Annotated in this window: 16 protein-coding genes and 2 pseudogenes; 6 read left to right on the forward strand and 12 right to left on the reverse strand. The window is 67.9% G+C overall.

The annotated features are described in order from the left end of the window. Positions 1-187: 187 nt before the first annotated feature. The 3 genes from AL2_RS34400 to AL2_RS34410 all read right to left on the reverse strand — a co-directional run bounded on the left by AL2_RS34400 (position 188) and on the right by AL2_RS34410 (position 1,279). Positions 188-472 carry a hypothetical protein gene (locus AL2_RS34400; RefSeq protein ID WP_067641214.1) on the reverse strand — a complete coding sequence of 95 codons (285 nt, stop codon included), beginning with the start codon at positions 470-472 and terminating at the stop codon, positions 188-190. Beyond that, positions 469-867, reverse strand: a complete 399-nt coding sequence (locus tag AL2_RS34405; protein ID WP_157438547.1) for a hypothetical protein — start codon at positions 865-867, stop codon at positions 469-471. Before AL2_RS34405 ends, AL2_RS34400 begins: the two co-directional genes overlap by 4 nt. A 193-nt stretch (positions 868-1,060) precedes the next feature. Next, on the reverse strand, positions 1,061-1,279 hold the full coding sequence (locus AL2_RS34410) for a hypothetical protein (RefSeq protein ID WP_067641218.1): 219 nt from the start codon (positions 1,277-1,279) through the stop codon (positions 1,061-1,063). A 180-nt stretch (positions 1,280-1,459) separates the two neighbouring features. Here AL2_RS34410 and AL2_RS34415 point away from each other — a divergent pair, with 180 nt between their 5' ends. Beyond that, positions 1,460-1,819 (forward strand): hypothetical protein, encoded by a 360-nt coding sequence (locus tag AL2_RS34415; RefSeq protein WP_157438548.1) that lies wholly within the window; start codon positions 1,460-1,462, stop codon positions 1,817-1,819. 258 nt (positions 1,820-2,077) lie between these two features. Here the strand turns inward: AL2_RS34415 and AL2_RS36955 are convergent, their stop codons facing one another. Then, positions 2,078-2,290 carry a hypothetical protein gene (locus AL2_RS36955; RefSeq protein ID WP_210748585.1) on the reverse strand — a complete coding sequence of 71 codons (213 nt, stop codon included), beginning with the start codon at positions 2,288-2,290 and terminating at the stop codon, positions 2,078-2,080. A 446-nt stretch (positions 2,291-2,736) separates the two neighbouring features. Here AL2_RS36955 and AL2_RS38345 point away from each other — a divergent pair, with 446 nt between their 5' ends. Further along, on the forward strand, positions 2,737-4,038 hold the full coding sequence (locus AL2_RS38345) for a hypothetical protein (protein WP_067641222.1): 1,302 nt from the start codon (positions 2,737-2,739) through the stop codon (positions 4,036-4,038). A gap of 885 nt (positions 4,039-4,923) precedes the next feature. On the opposite strand, the gene AL2_RS34425 is transcribed toward AL2_RS38345, so the two are convergent. From AL2_RS34425 to AL2_RS34440, 5 genes and pseudogenes are all read right to left on the reverse strand, one after another. After that, on the reverse strand, positions 4,924-5,256 hold the full coding sequence (locus tag AL2_RS34425) for a PadR family transcriptional regulator (protein ID WP_067641224.1): 333 nt from the start codon (positions 5,254-5,256) through the stop codon (positions 4,924-4,926). A gap of 10 nt (positions 5,257-5,266) precedes the next feature. Next, positions 5,267-5,557, reverse strand: a complete 291-nt coding sequence (locus AL2_RS34430) for a hypothetical protein (RefSeq protein WP_067641226.1) — start codon at positions 5,555-5,557, stop codon at positions 5,267-5,269. Positions 5,558-7,228: 1,671 nt separating this feature from the next. After that, positions 7,229-7,783, reverse strand: coding sequence for a TerD family protein (locus AL2_RS36965; protein WP_210748584.1), 555 nt, complete (start codon positions 7,781-7,783; stop codon positions 7,229-7,231). Between the two features lie 309 nt (positions 7,784-8,092). Then, positions 8,093-8,517, reverse strand: a pseudogene (locus AL2_RS36970) (PPOX class F420-dependent oxidoreductase). A 230-nt stretch (positions 8,518-8,747) separates the two neighbouring features. Beyond that, positions 8,748-9,551, reverse strand: a complete 804-nt coding sequence (locus tag AL2_RS34440; RefSeq protein WP_174550906.1) for a HEAT repeat domain-containing protein — start codon at positions 9,549-9,551, stop codon at positions 8,748-8,750. 271 nt (positions 9,552-9,822) lie between these two features. On the opposite strand from AL2_RS34440, the pseudogene AL2_RS36975 reads away from it, so the two are divergent. Together AL2_RS36975 and AL2_RS34445 are read left to right on the forward strand one after the other, a co-directional pair. Further along, positions 9,823-10,080, forward strand: a pseudogene (locus tag AL2_RS36975) (IS256 family transposase); the annotation flags it as partial. Next, positions 10,077-11,456, forward strand: coding sequence for an MFS transporter (locus AL2_RS34445; RefSeq protein WP_210748583.1), 1,380 nt, complete (start codon positions 10,077-10,079; stop codon positions 11,454-11,456). The pseudogene AL2_RS36975 and the gene AL2_RS34445, both read left to right, overlap by 4 nt. Here AL2_RS34445 and AL2_RS36980 read toward each other — a convergent pair. Beyond that, complete coding sequence (locus AL2_RS36980; RefSeq protein WP_157438550.1) at positions 11,343-12,254, reverse strand: helix-turn-helix transcriptional regulator; 912 nt, start codon at positions 12,252-12,254, stop codon at positions 11,343-11,345. The genes AL2_RS34445 and AL2_RS36980 overlap by 114 nt on opposite strands. 350 nt (positions 12,255-12,604) lie before the next feature. On the opposite strand from AL2_RS36980, the gene AL2_RS34450 reads away from it, so the two are divergent. Next, on the forward strand, positions 12,605-13,162 hold the full coding sequence (locus AL2_RS34450; RefSeq protein WP_067641230.1) for a redoxin family protein: 558 nt from the start codon (positions 12,605-12,607) through the stop codon (positions 13,160-13,162). Then, positions 13,163-14,014 carry a cytochrome c biogenesis CcdA family protein gene (locus AL2_RS34455; protein WP_067641232.1) on the forward strand — a complete coding sequence of 284 codons (852 nt, stop codon included), beginning with the start codon at positions 13,163-13,165 and terminating at the stop codon, positions 14,012-14,014. Positions 14,015-14,325: 311 nt separating this feature from the next. On the opposite strand, the gene AL2_RS34460 is transcribed toward AL2_RS34455, so the two are convergent. Both AL2_RS34460 and AL2_RS34465 read right to left on the reverse strand, forming a co-directional pair. Beyond that, on the reverse strand, positions 14,326-15,060 hold the full coding sequence (locus tag AL2_RS34460; RefSeq protein ID WP_067641248.1) for a class I SAM-dependent methyltransferase: 735 nt from the start codon (positions 15,058-15,060) through the stop codon (positions 14,326-14,328). Between the two features lie 304 nt (positions 15,061-15,364). Then, on the reverse strand, positions 15,365-16,411 hold the full coding sequence (locus tag AL2_RS34465) for a hypothetical protein (protein ID WP_157438551.1): 1,047 nt from the start codon (positions 16,409-16,411) through the stop codon (positions 15,365-15,367). Positions 16,412-16,968: the final 557 nt, after the last annotated feature.

Genomic DNA, 16,968 nt, shown 5'->3' on the forward strand with positions numbered 1-16,968 from the left:
ACGGTTCCAAATCTTTGGACAGACGAGGTCAACAACCCACGATGGGAGTGCCGCAATCGTCTCGGGCGTGGCTTGGGGAGCACTCCGCAGCGGGTAGGTCGATTGTTGGTGACCCGGCATGTTCATGTCGACGGAGCGGCGAAGGGGGCTGTGTAACCTTCTCTGAACTACTTCTGAGCTGGGGTTTTCAGCTGATGCCGATGGCGTAGGGCAGGTCGAGGGCCGTCATTCTGCGGTCGGGATCGGTCTCTTCTTCGGCGCAGGTTGTGATCAGCGCTGCGAGGTCGCGTTGCTGGTCGGCGGGGAGAGCCTGCATGAGCGCGGCGACGGGTTCCAGGAGTCGCATGGCGATATCGAGGTCGACGAGCTGGAGCGCCTGGTCGGCGAGTTCGTCGCTGCCGGCGTCGACATGTGGCTCGGCCGCGCCGCCAAGCGCTAGGGCCCGGGTGGCGGCGTCTCGCCGGCTGGTCACAACGCCGAGGATCGCCGGGGACGTCCGCAGTAGAGCTGGACGGCGATGTCCGCCCGCGCGGCCTTGTCGCGCAGTGCGGCATACTCCGGACTGATCGTGTCCAGGTCGTTGGGGTGCGCGATCTCATATTTGCCCTGCGCCTCGAATGCCCGGGTCCAGGCGTCGGCCAGCGACGCGGCCTTGTCGTCCTTCAGCTTCGGCTTCATGGCGCGCAGCTGCGAAGCTGCTTGCAGGTATAGCGCGGAGAGATTCCTGAGATCCGTCACGGGCTTCGCCACGACGGTGTTCACGCGGGCGCAGTCCGCTGCCTTTGTCTCGTGGCCGTCCGAGCACGCCGCCAGTGTGCTGGCCAGCGCCACGGCGCCCAGGAACGCCGCAACATGAGAGATGTTCACCCGGCAATCCTGGCATGAATCACCCTTTCGCCGACAGTTCAGCGGGCGAGCGTTGTACTAGGGGGATCCGCGCGAGTCCGCGATGTAAGGACAATGCGATGTAAGGGCAAAGGGTCGATATCGTCGTCGCTGAGGTCGATGTCGATGAGCAGGCCGGTGAGGGCTCTGGCGAGAGCGCGGTCGAGGCCGGTCATCACGGGTTCCTTGCTGGATCGGGCGGGAGAGTGCTGCGGCCGGCGTGGTCCGGCATCGCCTCGTCGGTCGAGTACACGCGCATGCCGTACCGGGCCGCGATACGCCGGGCGATGGTCGACTCGCCCGCTCCGCTGCCGCCGCCGATCCAACGGACATGCCGCAACCGTTCCCGCAGCGCAGCAGCCTCGGCGACGTCCTCGCCCTCGTCAGGCCTCATGCATCCACCAACTATCCGACCCGGAACCCGACCCACCCGGCCGCGAAGCACCCACAAGTATCCGCACATGCCGCCGAGCGCGCTGCTGCCGGAGCCGATGGGCGGAGGGCCTTGGTGCGGGCAGATAGCTGTCGCCGTGAGGAGCGTTCTGTAACAGCGCCCGATGACACGCTGTGGACGGTGCGTGTGGTCTGGGAACCACGCTGGCGAGCGCTCGTCCGACGCTTCGGTGGCTGGCGCCGTCAGCGAAAGAACCGGGATGGCGATTCCGGTGATGTCGTCGACGCTGCGGTGCAGATCGGCGACGCGGCAACGTCGGGTTCGGGCGGGGGCAGGGCAGGCGGCTTCGACCTTGGCAACGCGATCATCGTCCTCGTGGTCGTCTTCCTCCCGGTCATCGCTGTCGCCGCGCTGTTCTGGTGGGTGCTGCTTCCGCTGCTTGTGATCGCCTTCGACCTCATAATCGTGGTTGTGGCGCTTGTGAAGCGGAATGTTGTTCCGCCGGCCGCGGACGGTGGAGGCGACGGCAGGCAGCGGTGAGAGGGTCATCGAGAGGTCGTGGGATGGCGTGCGGCGGTGCGTAGGCACGATGAGATCGCGGAGTTGCCGCGTCGGGGGGCAACGGCCCGTCGATGTCCTGAGCCTGGCGCGGTAGTTGGATGCACGTTCCGGTATTGCCCTCGACCGCGCGCGTTCGGCACCGCCCTGCCATAGCCGATCACAGTGCGTGCAGGCGGACCAGATCGAGCGGTTACAGCAGTGGAGCAGCGTCGGTCGAGGGACACTCGCCAAACCGGGTCAGTTCCAGGGATCGGCGTTCGGATTCTCGCCGAGCATCCGCGCGCTTTCCAGACACAAGTCTCTGCCGAACAACTGGTTGCCACGGGAGTCGGTGCCCCATGCGTCGTCAGCGCATGCAGCGATTGCGCGCCATGTGCAGCCTTCAGCCCGCCATTGCCTGACTTGCCGCGCGATGTCCATGGTCAGGGTCAGTCCCCATGTCTCCAGCACGCGCCAAATCTAGGCTGAGCGCCTTGACCTCGCCACCTGTACATCCGGATCTGCCGCCGATCGTTCATTCGCGCCGAAGCTGAGTGTTGGTGGGGCGGGCCGAGCGCGGGTCTGATTGTGGCTCCGCTCTTGGCTCACCTTGACAGGTCCGCGGGGACCGGCAGGTCCAGTGCAGCGAGGAAACGACCGGTTCCCAGCTTCACGAACATCTTTTCATCTTCGGGTTGGTCGACGTCTTCGCCCTCATCTGCATCAACCTCCGGACACCATCCCGGCCGCCGCTCGATCACCGGCCCCGGCATCTGCTGCTCGAACCCTGAAGTACACGTCTTCCGACTTTGGCGCGCTCGGATTCGCGGATATGTGCCTGACCTTCTGTGAAGGGAGAGGAAACCAGTCGGGAAGACCTCTGGTCGCGGGCTGTGCTGCCCCGTAAGGTGACAGGGGTGATCGGCAAGCTGAAGAACCTGTTGAACCGGGTGGCCACTGACGCCAACCTTGACCTCTACTGCCTGATCATCACCGCGTTGGTGTTCACCGTGCTGGGGGGCTTCGGTGTCTCCGACGTGAAGATGCTTTCGTCCGCCGTCCTCGCACTGCTGGCCTTCCTCGCATTCTCGCAGATCAGATCCCGGAACCAGATCGGCGCGATCGCACGACAGCGGGCGAGCGAAGATGCGATCCCACTGCACAAGGAGTTTCCGGCGGAGTACCACGCGCGCCGGGCAGGGGCACGGACTTTCTTGTTCATCGGCATCGCGGGATCGAGAACGGTCCAGACAATGCGTAGCGATCTCCAGCGGTCATTGCGGACAGGCGGAAAGGCCCACGTTCTGCTTCTCGACCCGACCGACGAAAGACTCGTCCGCGAAGCGACCCACAACCACGCTTCGGATGTCAGCCCCGCGAGACTGCGTGCGCGCATCGAGGCCACCTTGGACGACTTGACCCATCTGCGCGACTCGACAGGTGGTGAGCTAGAGGTCCGGGTGAGCCCGTTCGTTCCCAAGATCGGGTTTAACGGAATCGATCTGGACTCCCGCGATGGCGCGATCCTCGTACAGCACTACGAGCACCGGTCAGAGCGCGAAGCCACCCCGATTCTGTACCTCGAACATCGGGACGGCTACTGGTTCGATCATTTCGTGGCCGAGGCCCGCCGCATGTGGGCTGACGGGCTTCCCTGGCCGCTGGAACACGAAGGCCGCCTGGCAAGGATGGAGCGCCCGTCATTCGCGGACGAATTCGGCGAAGAACTCGATCTCCGGCTCACCTCATCCCGACAACTGTTTATCACTGGCGTCGCCCGTAACAACCTCGTGCACACCCGATACAGCGTCCTCGAACACCTCTTACGGGACGGCTGCCAGATCCGCATCCTCCTTATCGATCCCGACTCGCCAGCCGTGGCGATCGCCGCGGACCGCTACTACGTCGAGCGCTCCGCGGCCAGCCTAAGCGAACGCATCCGCCATACCCTGCGCATACTAGAAGAACTCAGCCGCACCACAGATGGGCTGGCCGTCCGGCTCACCGACCACCCTCTTGCGCTCGGAATCCTCGCCACGGATTGGCCCGACCTGGACACTGGGACACCACCCGCCCTCTTCCTTGAGTACTACACCTACCAGGCCCCCGGTGAGCCAAAATTCACTCTGCAACCGGAGGATCCGTGGTTCCCTCATTTCCTCGACGAGGCCACGATTCTCTGGGATGCCGCGAGGCCCTACGCCTTCTCCGTTGGTTGACCGGGGCTCGACCTGGATCGCCTCCACAATTCAGCGCCTGGCCAAGCGTCGGACTTCGGTTGTGTCTCCAGAACCATCCTCGGCATTTGGATTTCGGGATTTTGCGGGACCGGTCCGTACGGCGGCTGGGGCTGGTGGGACAGGAGATCGGCGTCCCTGCGGGCGAACTGAGCAGCCGCGGGCGCCTCCGGCTTGGACCACCTGTTCGTCGACGCCGACGCGGTGCCCACGCTGGTGGAGGTTAGCGAGCTTCTGACACCCGCGTCGCCGTACACGGTGAGGCAAGCACCTCCGAGTCGGTGTCGCTGCGGTGTCGCGCACGTCGGTGGCCAGCACCGCGGCGGGGCCATCTGCGTAGGTCCGCGCATCGATGCGATCGACACGGAACTGCTCAATCACACCGAGGGCGCCAGCGCAGCTGATCAGCGAAGCCGGGGCCTACCCCAGCGTGATCGCCCACTACCCGATCAACGGTCAGCGACCCTCGACCTAGAACCTGTCCGCGCACCCCGGCGGCCGACCCGCCCTCTGGATCAACCTCGATACCCTGATCAAGCACCTGCCCGCCGACACGGTCGCAACCTTCGTCGACAACCTGGCCGCCCTCCCGCCCCTCGAACCCGAGATCATCGACGCCCGCACCAAGGACTACGCAGCATGGCCCTCGGTCGGCGTCGACGACCTCGCGGCACACCCGGACAACCTCACCGCCCTCACCCATGCACTCGACCTGCTCACCTACCAGACCCCGACCGAACAACACCGCCACTGAACACGAAGCCGCCACAAGGTTCCGGCCAGTCGGCTCGCCGCCCGCCGAAGCCGCCGAGGCAACGCACTCTTCTGCCGCCGACCGCGCGGCTCTGCGATGAGCGTACGTAGCAGTTATGCAGTGAACCCGGGGTGCTGGGGCCCCAGAGAACCCCAAGGCACTGGTGTGGCTGCGCGGTTCTGTCGGATTCTGGCCAGGGCGAGACGGGCGGCCTCGGTGCCTTCCTTGGTGAGCTGGTAGTAACGGCGGCGTGGGCGCCCCTCAGCCTCGTGCTCGGCCGGGTCTTCCCATCGGGAGGCGATCCAGTGACGCTGCTCCAAGCGGGTGATGATCGGGTACACGGTGCCCGAGGGCAGCCCGGTGGCCTGCACCATCTCCAACCCGTACCACTCCCGGGTCGGTTCGCTCAGTGCCTGCCGCAACACCATCTGCGTCTGCAGGGTCATCCGCGGTCCCTTAGCCACGTTGTTCCCCCTCTTTCTTGCCGATGTTCAGCCGCTCCCGGTCTGGCAAGTCGCCCGGAGAACTGCTGGGCGGGTTGGTGGGTGATTTCCGGTTGTGGTAGATCCCGTACAGTAATCCGATCACGGCGACGCCGACGCCAGTCGGCAACCCGACCGCCGGGAACACCGCCGCCAGCGCGGCCACTGCCACTCCGATCACCACGATGGCGGTGATCACCAGCACCTCGGCCGGGATAAACACTCCACGCCGGTCGTCGTGACCGGCCTTGGTCTGCGCTCTCATCTCACATCCCCATGCTGTTCAGCGGCTCGCTGTCGCTCGCAGGTCATACCGGCTCACGCCCCGTCTGCGGTCGGCGCAGAGCCCAACTCTCGTGGGGAGCTCCAGCGAGGAGGGAGCACATCTGCCGTGCCCGGGCACGCCGGCTGGGTAGCTCAGTGAGCAAGCCGGTCCATTCCTCGCGGTACCGGGCTCGGTCAGCGGTCGGTAGCACCGCTACCGCCACCTCCGTCAACCGCCTCGGCACACGCCCCAACCGTCGCTGCGGTACGGCCTTTGACTGCGAGACCAATTCAGTGAACACCCGCTCGCACGCATTCAGTGCTAGGGCCACCACCGGCCCCGCCCTGCGGACAGCGCTCATCGCCCTCGGATACTCGAAAATGAAGGCGCCCTCAGGGTCCGGGTTCTCTGCCCACAGCATCTTCGCCGCGCAGTACGCCCCGAAGCCTGCTGCAAACTCCGCCTCCGCGCTAAACACGGAACCCGAGACCTTCGCACGAGCAGCCGCGCGCGCGGCGCGAGCCGCCGCGAAAGCCGCGTCCCCCGCCCGGTCCGTCGCGCGCGCTGTGAACGTCTCGTCGAGCGCGCGATTCGCGCGGGCCGCCGCATGCGCCGCGCGAGCCGCGCGGCGAGCGGCGCGAGACGGGTTCGCCGCGTTCGCCGCCTCGGCTGCGCGGGCCGCCGCGTGGGCCGACCGGATTACGGCATCAACGAACTCATGTATCTCCTCACGCGGACCCGCTCCTTCGGAAGACGTCACAGCCGCCCCTTGTCCATCGCGTCGTACCGGCTCTCAAGAGAGATGGCGTTGCGCCGCCCCCTAAGCTCGACCTCGTACTCTACATAGCTCGTGTAGGAGTATCGGCAGGAATAGCGAATTTCCTATCGCGACCGCAACCGCCCCTACCTGGCCAGACGAGCCCCACTGCTGCAGCGGCTCGATCACGGCCTCTATCAGCGCGCGACACCGCCCGGCGTCGCTACCGGCGCGACACCAGCGGAAAGCGACGATCGTCCGGGCCCGGGGAACAGCGGGCCAGTGACGTTTTCCCAGCGACTTCCATTCGGGCGTTATGGCTTTAACCTGCCATGACAGGCAGGATCGGGCAGACTCGCGAACATAACGCCATGCCCCGAAACAAGCGCGGCGCCCCCGGTAGAAGAGGTCTCACCACAAGTCCTCGTCTGCCACCGAAAGGCGCCACGTGGTCACCTATCCTGCCATGCTCGACGTCCCACGCGAACTGATCCGCTTCGTCGCCGGCCTGCTGCGCGCCGAACGCCGGGCACGCGGGACCCGGAAGGGCACACGGCGCCTGACCTGCCGAAAGCAGGCCCTGTTCACGATCGCGTGGTTCCGGGACAAGCCCAACATCACCCGGCACGGCGCAGCCTTCGGGCTGTCGCAGTCGACCACCTACCGATACCTGCACGAGGCCATCGACGTCCTCGCCCATCGCGCCCCGGACCTGCACCAGGCCCTGGAGAAGGCCGTCGCCGACGGGCTGCCGCACCTGGAGATGGACGGCAAGATCTTCGCAACCGACCGGTGCCGCCACAAGACCGTGAGCGTGAAGGGCGAAACGATCGACGCCTGGTTCTCGGGAAAGACCGGCGGTTTCGGCGGCCAGGTCCAGATGCTGTCCGAACCCGACGGCTTCCCCATCTGGTTCAGCGACGTCCTGCCCGGTGGAGTCGTCGATATCGAAGCGGCCCGCGCACTGGTCCTGCCGACGCTCTACCCCTACGCCACGACGATGCCGGTTCTGGCCGACCCCGGCTACCAAGGCTCAGCTCCCCGAAGATGAACGCGGTCTCGGTGTCGGCGTCGGCGATGTCGAAGGTCAGCAGCACCTCTCCGGCGCTGTCGGAGGTGGTCAGCCGCAGATCGTCCAGTCCACCGAACGTCGCACCCGCGTAACGGCTGGCGGCGATGACAACGCGCTGCACCTCGGGCCGCACCGCGCCCAGGTCGACCAGGATGCGGTCCTCGCTGCCGGTGGCGGTGGGCGCCTTGCCCAACAGGCGCACCGATTCGTCAGCGGTGGCGGGCTGGTTGTAGAAGACGAAGTCGGCGTCGCTGCCGACCTTGCCTTCGGCGTCGACCAAGAGCACCGAAACATCGGCCTCACCTTCGCCAGAAGGATCGATCCAGCTCAACGCCACGGTGAACGGGCCGGTCGCCGTGGTCAGGCCGGACAGGTCAATGTTGGCGCCCTTGATCATCTGATGCACTGTGTCTACTCCTCTACTCGCCCTGATCTCGCGCGTACAGCGGGAGCCATGACGCCGCAATCCGTGGAAACACGTAGTGCGATCAACTGCATGCGCAGTGCCAGCGTACGCTGATCAGTCGCCGTGAAGCCCGACTCGGTATGGAGGGGCCGCACCCGGCCACACATCACGGCAGCCGGAGTAGACCGAGTCGGACCCCAGAGCCAGAAAGCGAACTGTATCCAGCCCACGTAGGATCCTTGGCGTGATCGCTGAGTGATGGTCTCCGGCCGACAGGCGAGGCGGCGGCGTGGTGGGCCGTCAACGCAGCTTCACTCCGTACACATGATCGACCGTCATCGCCATGAGGACCCTGCGGTCGGACACCATCGCCGAACGGTATTCATCCCAATCCGGATGTTCTCCCGATGCGTTGCGGTAGTAGTCCACCAGCGCCTCGACCTCGGGACCGCGAGGGTCGGTCCCGGGCCTGGTGAGCGGTACCGTGCCCTCGGCGGTGGCCCACGCCCAGCCGTCGGGGCTGGTGACCTCCAGGGCGGCCCGCGGCGAAGGTTCGCGGTCTTGGCCCGGCCCTCGGTCATCGAAACGTAGATGACACCGGCCTCCCAGTCGAAGAAGGGCATGATCGGGGAAAGCTGCGGGCGGCCGTCCGATTTGATCGTCGCAAGGACGCCGAGCCGGCTCTCCGCGAGCAGCGTGCATGGATCGAACGATGTGGCGCTCATGCCCATGGCAAAGCCCCGACCTGATGCCGCTATTCCGGTGGGTTGACCGGAGCCCGACCACACCCGCTTCTGCCGCCCGTCGGATGCTCGACCGCGATCTTGGAGCCCAGTCGAAGGCCACCCGCCGCCCTCGTGCCGATGAGCGTGCCCAGGCGAGAACGCCTCCTCGCCGGCGTCGGAGAATTGCGGAGGCAGCCGTCGTGCGACGACCGATTCCACGGACTCAAGGGTCAGCGCGATTCGCGGACCAACTCCACGGCCTCCCGGACGTCCGGGTGCGGGTCGTCGGCGAGGCCGTCCAGCAACTCGGCGACGCCGGGAGTGGACCAGCGGGCGACGGCGAACACCATCTCTTCCCGCACCTGAGGGTCCGGGTGGCCGGCGAGGTGAGCCAGCTCCGGCAGCGGACCGCGCCGACGCGTGCCGAACCACCCCAGCGCTTCTCGCAGCGCGGCCGGGTCTCCGGGGTCTCCGGCCGCTGCGATCTTTGCGAGCAACTCCCTGACCGGTGGCGCCGGACCGTCCATCGGGTGCGGCAACCGTTCGAGCAGGCGCCGCGCTCCGTAGCCGCCGCGCTCCCGGCACCCGAGGCAGCTGCATGGACGCACGCCGTGCGCGTCCGGCCGGTACCGCCAGCCGACCACTTGCGGCGCGGCACGGATCCTGTGCACCTCGCGAGGCCGGATCGCCCGGGGGACGAACACCTCCCATCCGCGGGGGTCCTCAAGTGCCGCGATCCGCCGGACCGCCTCTGCCGCCGAAACGGTGACCTGGGCGTGCCGTGCCCGCTCGGCGTAATGCCCGGCCAGTACGTGCTGAGCGTCGTCCAGCCGCACGTGGACGGCCACCAACCGTCCCTTGCCACCGAAACGGGCCAACTCGCGCAGCCATTGGTGGGTGAGGGTGAACGACCACAGCACTGGGAAGACGTACACCCCGCGCGCACCGTCCTGTCCGTGGCTTTCCGCACGAATCCCGGACCGCCGGATGCGCGACGCGTTCGCCGCCGAGGTCAGGTGCACGAACATCGCCATGACCCGGCATCCTAAACGACCGGTTTCGCGGGGAACATCGTCCAATCGGCAGTAACGCCCACAAGTATCCGCTCTTGCCGCAGGAGCAATGCTCATGACCTGTGGATCGGGATCGGGAGGGCGTACCTTCCCGAGTGATCGAGTAGGCCGACGTTGCAGCGTCGGTCGGGAAGGCGCGCCCTGTGCTCACGGTGGTCAACGACGGGTCGACGCGAGACGGTTCTCTGATCGATGAGATCGTCCGGGAAGGAGCCCGGCGGATGCTCTCGACTTCCCCGCCGAACACCGGATCCACCTGCGCACGACCAATCCGATCGAGTCGACCTTCGCCACCGTGCGCCTGCGAACGAAGGTCACCAAAGGCGCTGGCAGCCGGGCCACGGCCCTGGGCATGGTCTTCAAACTGATCGAGTCCGCACAAGCCCGCTGGCGCGCGATCAACGCGCCCCATCTCGTCGCGCTCGTGCGGGCCGGCGCCCGCGTCGAACCAGGCCACCTGGTCGAGCGGCCCGAAGGAGCCGCCGCATGACCAGCCACAACACAGACGGGAAGCCCACCCGCGACGAGCATCAGCGATTCGCTCACTACCTGCAAGACCTGGGCATCGTCGGTGTGGCAGACGGCCGACCTGGTGACACCGGTCAGACGATCAACCGTTCGCGTCAGGCGATCAACTGCGGCGGCGCGGACGAGGCGAGGCTGGACGGCATGTCCACGCCTCAGTCCTCGCCGCCGTCCACCGACACTCCGCCGCCCGAGTCCCCGGCACGGTCCGGCGGCTCGACGAACTGGTCACCGATCGTGGCGCTCGCCGCCGGGATCGCGGTGCTCGTCGGCAGCGAGTTCCTGCCGGCGAGCGTGCTGCCCGCGATGGCCGCCGACCTCGGGCTCAGCGAGGGCACCGCCGGCCTGGCGGTCGCGGCGACCGCGGTCGCGGGCGCGGTCACCGCACCCAGCATCGCGGTGCTGCTGCCGCGGACCGACCGGCGCACGGTCCTGACCGGGCTGCTGGTCGCGGCGGCCGTCTCGAACCTGGCGGTGGCGGTCGCCCCCGGTTTCGCCGTCCTGCTCCTCGGCCGGCTCGTCCTCGGCGTCGCCATCGCCGGGTACTGGTCGTTCGCGTTCGGCGCCGGGACCCGCGCCGTGCCGGGACGCGACAGCGTGGTCTCAACGTCCATCGCGCTGGGCGTCACCCTCGCGACGATCGGCGGCGTCCCGTTGGCGTCCCTGCTCGGCGACGCGGTCGGCTGGCGGTTGGTGTTCGGCGTCGCGGCGGCCCTCGGCATCGCCGCCGCCCTGGCCGTGGCCCTGACGTTGCCGCCGGTACCCCCGCACCCGGCCGCCGGAATGGCGATGCTGCGGGCGGCGCTCGCCAACCGGTGGCTGATGGCCGGGGTGCTGGGCGTGGTCCTGGTCGCGTTCGGCAACTTCGCCGCCTACCCCTTCATCCGGGTCGCGTTCGACGACGTCGACGCGGGCGCCACGGTATGGCTGCTGCTGGCCTGGGGCGTGGGCGGGTTCGCGGGAAACCTCGCCGCCGGGCGGTTCGCGGGACGACTGCGCGCGGTGGTCGCCGCGGCCCCGCTGCTGCTGGCCGGCGGCCTGCTGGTCACCGCGATCTCGCCGTCCCTGCCGGTGCTGGCCGCGGGGGTCGTCGTGTGGGGCCTGGCCTTCAACATGGTCCCGGTCGCCACCCAGCTGTGGGTGACCCGCGTCGAGCCCGAGCGCGCCGAGTCGGCCCTGTCGTTGCAGGTCACCGCGTTCCAGGTGGCGATCACGCTGGGGTCGGCGTCAGGAGGCGCGCTCCTGGACGCCCGCGGCGTGCAGGCGGCCTTCCTGCTCGGCACGGGGTTCGCCGCGGCGGCCGGGCTGCTCTTCGCCGCGCTGCGCGTCCCGCGTGGGTGACGGCTCCCGCCATGCCTGCGGCGCGACGCCGTGGTGGGACGAGAACGCCCGGCTGAAGGCGGCGGTGGAGCCGTACCCGACGGCGGACGCGATGTACTCCACCGGACGCGAGGGGTCCGCGAGCAGCCGGCGCGCCTCCCGCATCCGGATCTCCCGGAGCACCTCCGCGGGTCCCCGGCCGAGTGCGCGGCGGAACCGCTCGCCCAGGGCCGAACGCGACAGGTGGACCAGGCGGCCCATCCCCTCGACGGTCCACGGCTCGGCCGGGCGGGCGGACACGGCGGCCACCACCGCGGTGACGGCCTCGTCCAGAGGTTCGGCGTCGCCGCCCTGGTCCTCCTGCCAGGAGGTGGTCATCGCCGCGCCGATCAGGTTGCCGTAGCTGGCGGCGAACAGGGTCGGCCGGCACGCACGTTCGAGCGGGCACTGCGTGACGAGCGCCATGAGGCCGCCGTTCCGGGCGCCGAAGCCGCGGACCACCAGCGGGCTGGGCAGCCGCCGGACCGGGACGGCCATGCGCAGGTCCGCCACGACCAGGGCGGACGACTCGTGCCGCTCCGACGCGGTGAGCCGGTAAGCGGTGCGGGCGTCGATGAGGACGGCGTCCCCCTCGGCGAGCGACTGCGCCTCGAACGCCGCATCAAGCTTGAGCTCACCCGCCAGCACCAGCGCCCACAGCGGGGCCGGCGGTTCGGTGAGCACTGCGCCCGCCGGCAACTGGACGTGGTCCATGCCCGACATCTCCCACGCCGGTTCCGGGGAGGAGGTGCCGACGTCGGCTGAACGTGAGATATCCACGATGTTCGCCACGTGAGCTGAAGCACATGAAAGACGGCGGCCTATTCCCGCGCGCCCCGGATGGCGTCTCCAGGGTAGCCATCACGTCGCAAACGTCGCCTTCCGGGGACCACGCCGCGCCGGAGTCGCGAGCCTGCCGTGGACGGACACCGAGGATGTCGAGGTCGGCGACGAGCCGCATGGCCGGCTTAAGGAAGGCACGTCCGGCCTCCCGACCGTGTCGCTTGCGGTGGCCCAGGGCGGTCGGTGCGTCCTTCGTGAACGTCGAGGTGGGCGTTTGGTTCAGTCCGGGCGGTGACGTCATCGACTTGTAAGGGTCGGCGTGGACAGAGCAGATCTACCGTGACGGCATGAAGAAGTTCAGTCTGTCCCTCTCCACGCTGGCAGTCGTGCTGACCGCATGCGGTGGTGGGGCCGATGAGCCGGGCGTCGCCGCGTCGTCGGCGACGGTTTCAGCACCGACGAGCGCGGCGCCGAGCAAGGCGTCCGTCAAGGAAGCACCCGCGTTGCTGAGGTTCCAGGGAGCCAAGCTCGATGGAACGGCGTTCGACGGCAAGAGCTTGGCAGGCAGGCCGGTAGTGCTCTGGTTCTGGGCGCCGTGGTGCCCCAAATGCCAGGCCGAGGGGCCCGCGGTCGCCAAGGCCGCTCAGAAGTACGGCGACAAGGTCACTTTCGTGGGCGTCGCCGGGCTCGACAAGGACAAAGCGGCGATGAAGAGGTTCGTTTCGCGCACCGGCACGTCCGGGATCGTCCAACTGGACGACCGGACCGGTGCCCTCTACAAGCACTTCAAGGTCACCTCGCAGTCCTCTTATCTCATCGTGAACCCCGAGGGTGGCAGCCACCCGGCGGTGGGTCCATTGGACGAGGCCACGCTGTCCTCCCTCATCGATAAGCACGCCCTGTAAATGGACGACCTCGCACTCGCGTTGGCCGCCGGGTTGGTCGCGGCGTTCAATCCGTGCGGCTTCGCGATGTTGCCTTCGTTCCTGGCCCTGCTGGTTTCCGGGCCCGGTGGTGCGGCGCGGGCGTTGCGGTTGACGGCGGCCATGACGTTGGGCTTCATCACCGTCTTTGGAATCTTCGGCCTGGTGATCAGCGTCGCGATCGTCCCGGTCCAGCGGCACCTGCCGTGGGTCACCGTCGTGACCGGCGGGCTCCTGATCGTGCTCGGCGCCTGGCTGGTGTCCGGGCGGGAACTGCTGCTGCGGCTTCCGCGCCTGAACGTCGGCGGGCCGACCGGCTCGTTCGTCGCCCTCTACGGATACGGCGCCTCCTATGCGGTCGCCTCCCTGTCGTGCACCATCGCGCCGTTCCTCGCCGTCACCGGGCTGGTCTCCGGGAGCGGCGATCTGCTGGACGGGCTGGCCGCGTTCGTCGCGTACGGTGTCGGAATGGGCCTGGTCATCGGACTGCTGGCCCTCCTCGTCGCCCTTGCCCAGGAAGCCGCCGTCCGAAGGACCCGAGCGGTCCTCCCCCACGTCTCGCGAGCCAGCGGGGTGTTCCTGCTCCTGGCAGGCGTCTATGTCGGCTACTACGGCTGGTACGAGTTGCGCCTCAACGCCGGAGCCTCCGCCGACGACCCGATCGTTGGTACCGTCACTGACATTCAGGGGCAGGTCACCGCATGGCTCGACGCCCTCGGCGTCCGCTGGATCGCCGGAACCTTCGCTCTCGCGGTCGTCCTGGCAATGGCGCTCCGCACCCGCAGACGCAGGAAGCAGTCCGCTGCTCCCTCGGTAACCGACAACGTGACGTGAGCCGCAGGTCCCGTCATCAGTCGGCCTCCGACCGATCCGGGGCAGTTCCACGTGCTCGACCGGATTGTGTGCGAGGCGCTTGGACATGACCGCCGAGTTCAGGGCGGACGACAACACCGCATGGACCTTCCTCACTCTTGCGGGCGAGATGGGCTGCGTCTGCTTACGAGTCGGCTTGCCTCCCGTAGGGAACTTCCGTGGCGACAGCGCACGGGCGTCCAACAGCCGCTGAAGGAGTTCGCTCGGCTTCTCCGCGGCAGGAAGCGGCCTATTGATCTGGGGAATGGCCTGAATTGTGCCGGTGGGTGTGTTCAGGGGGTGGCTGGTTTGCGGGCGGTGAGCAGGCGGGTCGGGACCCACGGACTGCCCCACCACGCGCGCCAGCCGAGGCCGCGCACGCGTATGTCCTGGGCGTTCAGCCGGGCCAGCACCGCAGCGTATTCGCGGGGGGTCCGCGCCAGGTCGGCGATCAGCAGGCGGCCGCCCGGCCGCAGCACCCGGTACGCCTCGGCGATCGCTTGGGCGCGGCCGTTCGCGCCGAAGATGGTGTGCACCGTCAGGCTGGACACGACCAGGTCGAAGCTTGCCTCCGCGTACGGGAGTCTGCGCAGGTCACCCCCTTGGACGTGGACGCGGTCGGCGACGCCTTCGGCGCGGGCGTTGCGCAGGGTCGCCGCTGGGTTGTTGCCGGACTGGTCCCGTCCGCGCCACAGGTCCACGCCGACCGCCCGGCCTTGCGGGAGGCGCCGGGCGGCGGCCAACAGGACGGCGCCGCGTCCGCAGCCGAGGTCGAGCAGCCGTTCGTCGCCACGCAGGTCCAGCTCGTCCAGCACGTCCTGCCAGACCAGGAACTTGCCGCGCAGCGTGGCGTGCAGGCTCAGGGCCAGGCATCCCGCCAGCAGGGTGCCGGAGACCAGCGCGGGCAGCGCGGCGGCCAGATCGGCGGTGACCGCCATCACCAGCCCGGTCACCCAGAACCCCAGCACGACCAAGCCCACGAAACCGAACCCGTAGGGCGCATCCATCCCGTACCTCGCGCCAGGCATCCCGCCACTCTGCCACGAACCGGCCACTCGGGGGCCGACTACGACGCACTGGTCCACCGCCGACCAACTCGCCGCCGAATACCCGACACCGTGGTGACGTCGACCCGGTAATCCGCGACGGCGACGTGTGGACGGGCGCCGGGCTGAGCGCATGCCTGGACCTGGCGCTGTGACCGCGAAGCTCTGCCGGTCATCGGCTACCGGCGGCCCACGCGACGGCGGTCCGTGCATCCCTCCTCTGTGGAAGGCACCACGGCTGCCGCGGCACGGTCACCGGCCGGGCGATCACACGGGCTCTAGTCGGTCAGCGGACGTCGACGTAGTCGGTGGCCTGCGCGGGGAAGTCGGTCTTGCTGGTGTCGGGTGAGGCGTACGGACTGAGGTAGTAGGCCATCCAGGTGGCGTCGGCCGGGGTCTTGCACTTCATCTGGAACCAGCCGGTCGAACTGGTCGCGTCTCCGCCGTTGGTGCAGGACGGAGTGCGCAAGGTCGTCTGGCCCTTGAGGCGATACTTCGCGCTCACCCACTTGCCCTTGATCGGCTGCCAGCCGCCCGAGGACGTCCACCGCATCAAACGGCCCTTGAGCGTCAGGTACTGGCCCTTGCGCGCCGGTTCCGGAGAGGCGTTGAAGCCGGCGATCCCGGTCTTGTAGTACACGCGGAACGGGTAGCCCGAGTCGACGCCGGTGTAGGTGGCGTCTCCGGAGTAGCTGGTGCGCAGCCACCCGGCCGTCCAAGCGGTCGCGCCGATCTTCACCCTGCCCTGGGCGTCGGTGACGCCCGAACTGACCTGCTTCCATCCCGTCTTGGGGTAGCCGGAGGCACCCTTGGGCGCCCACCACAGCGTCACCTTCCGCCCAGGAAGCGCCTCACCGCGCACCGCTTTCAGCGTTCGCCTGACCTGGAAGGTCTTGCCGCGCAGCGGATAGACCGGGTTGGTCTCCCGATCACCCAGCGCCTGGTCGATGTACAGGCGGCTGATCCAGCCCAGGACTCGGGCCGAGGTCTCGGTGACCTGCCCGTAGCCGGGCACACGCGCGATGATGTTCCCCGGGCCCGGGTAGAACGTGGCGCTGAACCGGCCGCCGGTCTGCACCGTGGCCATCACCTGGAGTTGCCCGTCCGGGCTGTCGAAGTGCACGACCAGACCAGCGGGAGCGGCCACCCATCCGGCACCGCGGTCCTGCTGCACCTGTCCGCTCACCGTGACATCGGCGTCCCAGTTCTGCACCGCCACCGGATCGACCACGATCCGCTGCGGGATCGCCACCTCCGCCGCCTGCACAGGCGAAGCGACCAACGCCGCCGTCAGTATCCCGCCGCCCACCACGACCGGCATCGCAGTCTTCATATTCGAACTCAATTCCTTCACTCTTACTGAACGGTCACCGACTGGCACCTCTGGGGCTCGTTAGCCGCACGCGACTCAGGGCAGCAGCGTTTTCGTTGCTCTAGCCACGACCAGCCCGGACGCGCACTATGACCTCGCAAGACAAAGCCCACCTAAAGCGCCCTAAACATAAGTCGAAGATCAGTTAACGGCAAGACGATCACAAAGGGTATTTTTATGACCTACATCACAGCTTCACCTGTCAACCGCACCCCGACTCCGTACGTCTATCGGCCAGTATCGTCATGAGTTGACAGCAACGAAGGGCGCTCGTGGATTGCGTACCTCACGCACCGCCTTGCCATAGGCGTCCGCCGCTAACCTGTCGGCCCGCTCTTCCTTGCACTTGCAGGGTGACCTCGTGACCGATCAGACGGACCGTCCGACCACCGCCTATCGAATCTTCCATGACTGGTTCGCAGCCTCGTTACCGCTTTTGTGGCTGCGATAGTGGCTCGCCTGGCAATTGGCGACGAAATCAGCCAGATCGGCAGCGTTATGGCCTTCTCGGCGCTACT

The organism is Actinomadura latina NBRC 106108 (genome assembly GCF_001552195.1).
GTDB classification, from domain to species: Bacteria; Actinomycetota; Actinomycetes; order Streptosporangiales; family Streptosporangiaceae; genus Spirillospora; species Spirillospora latina.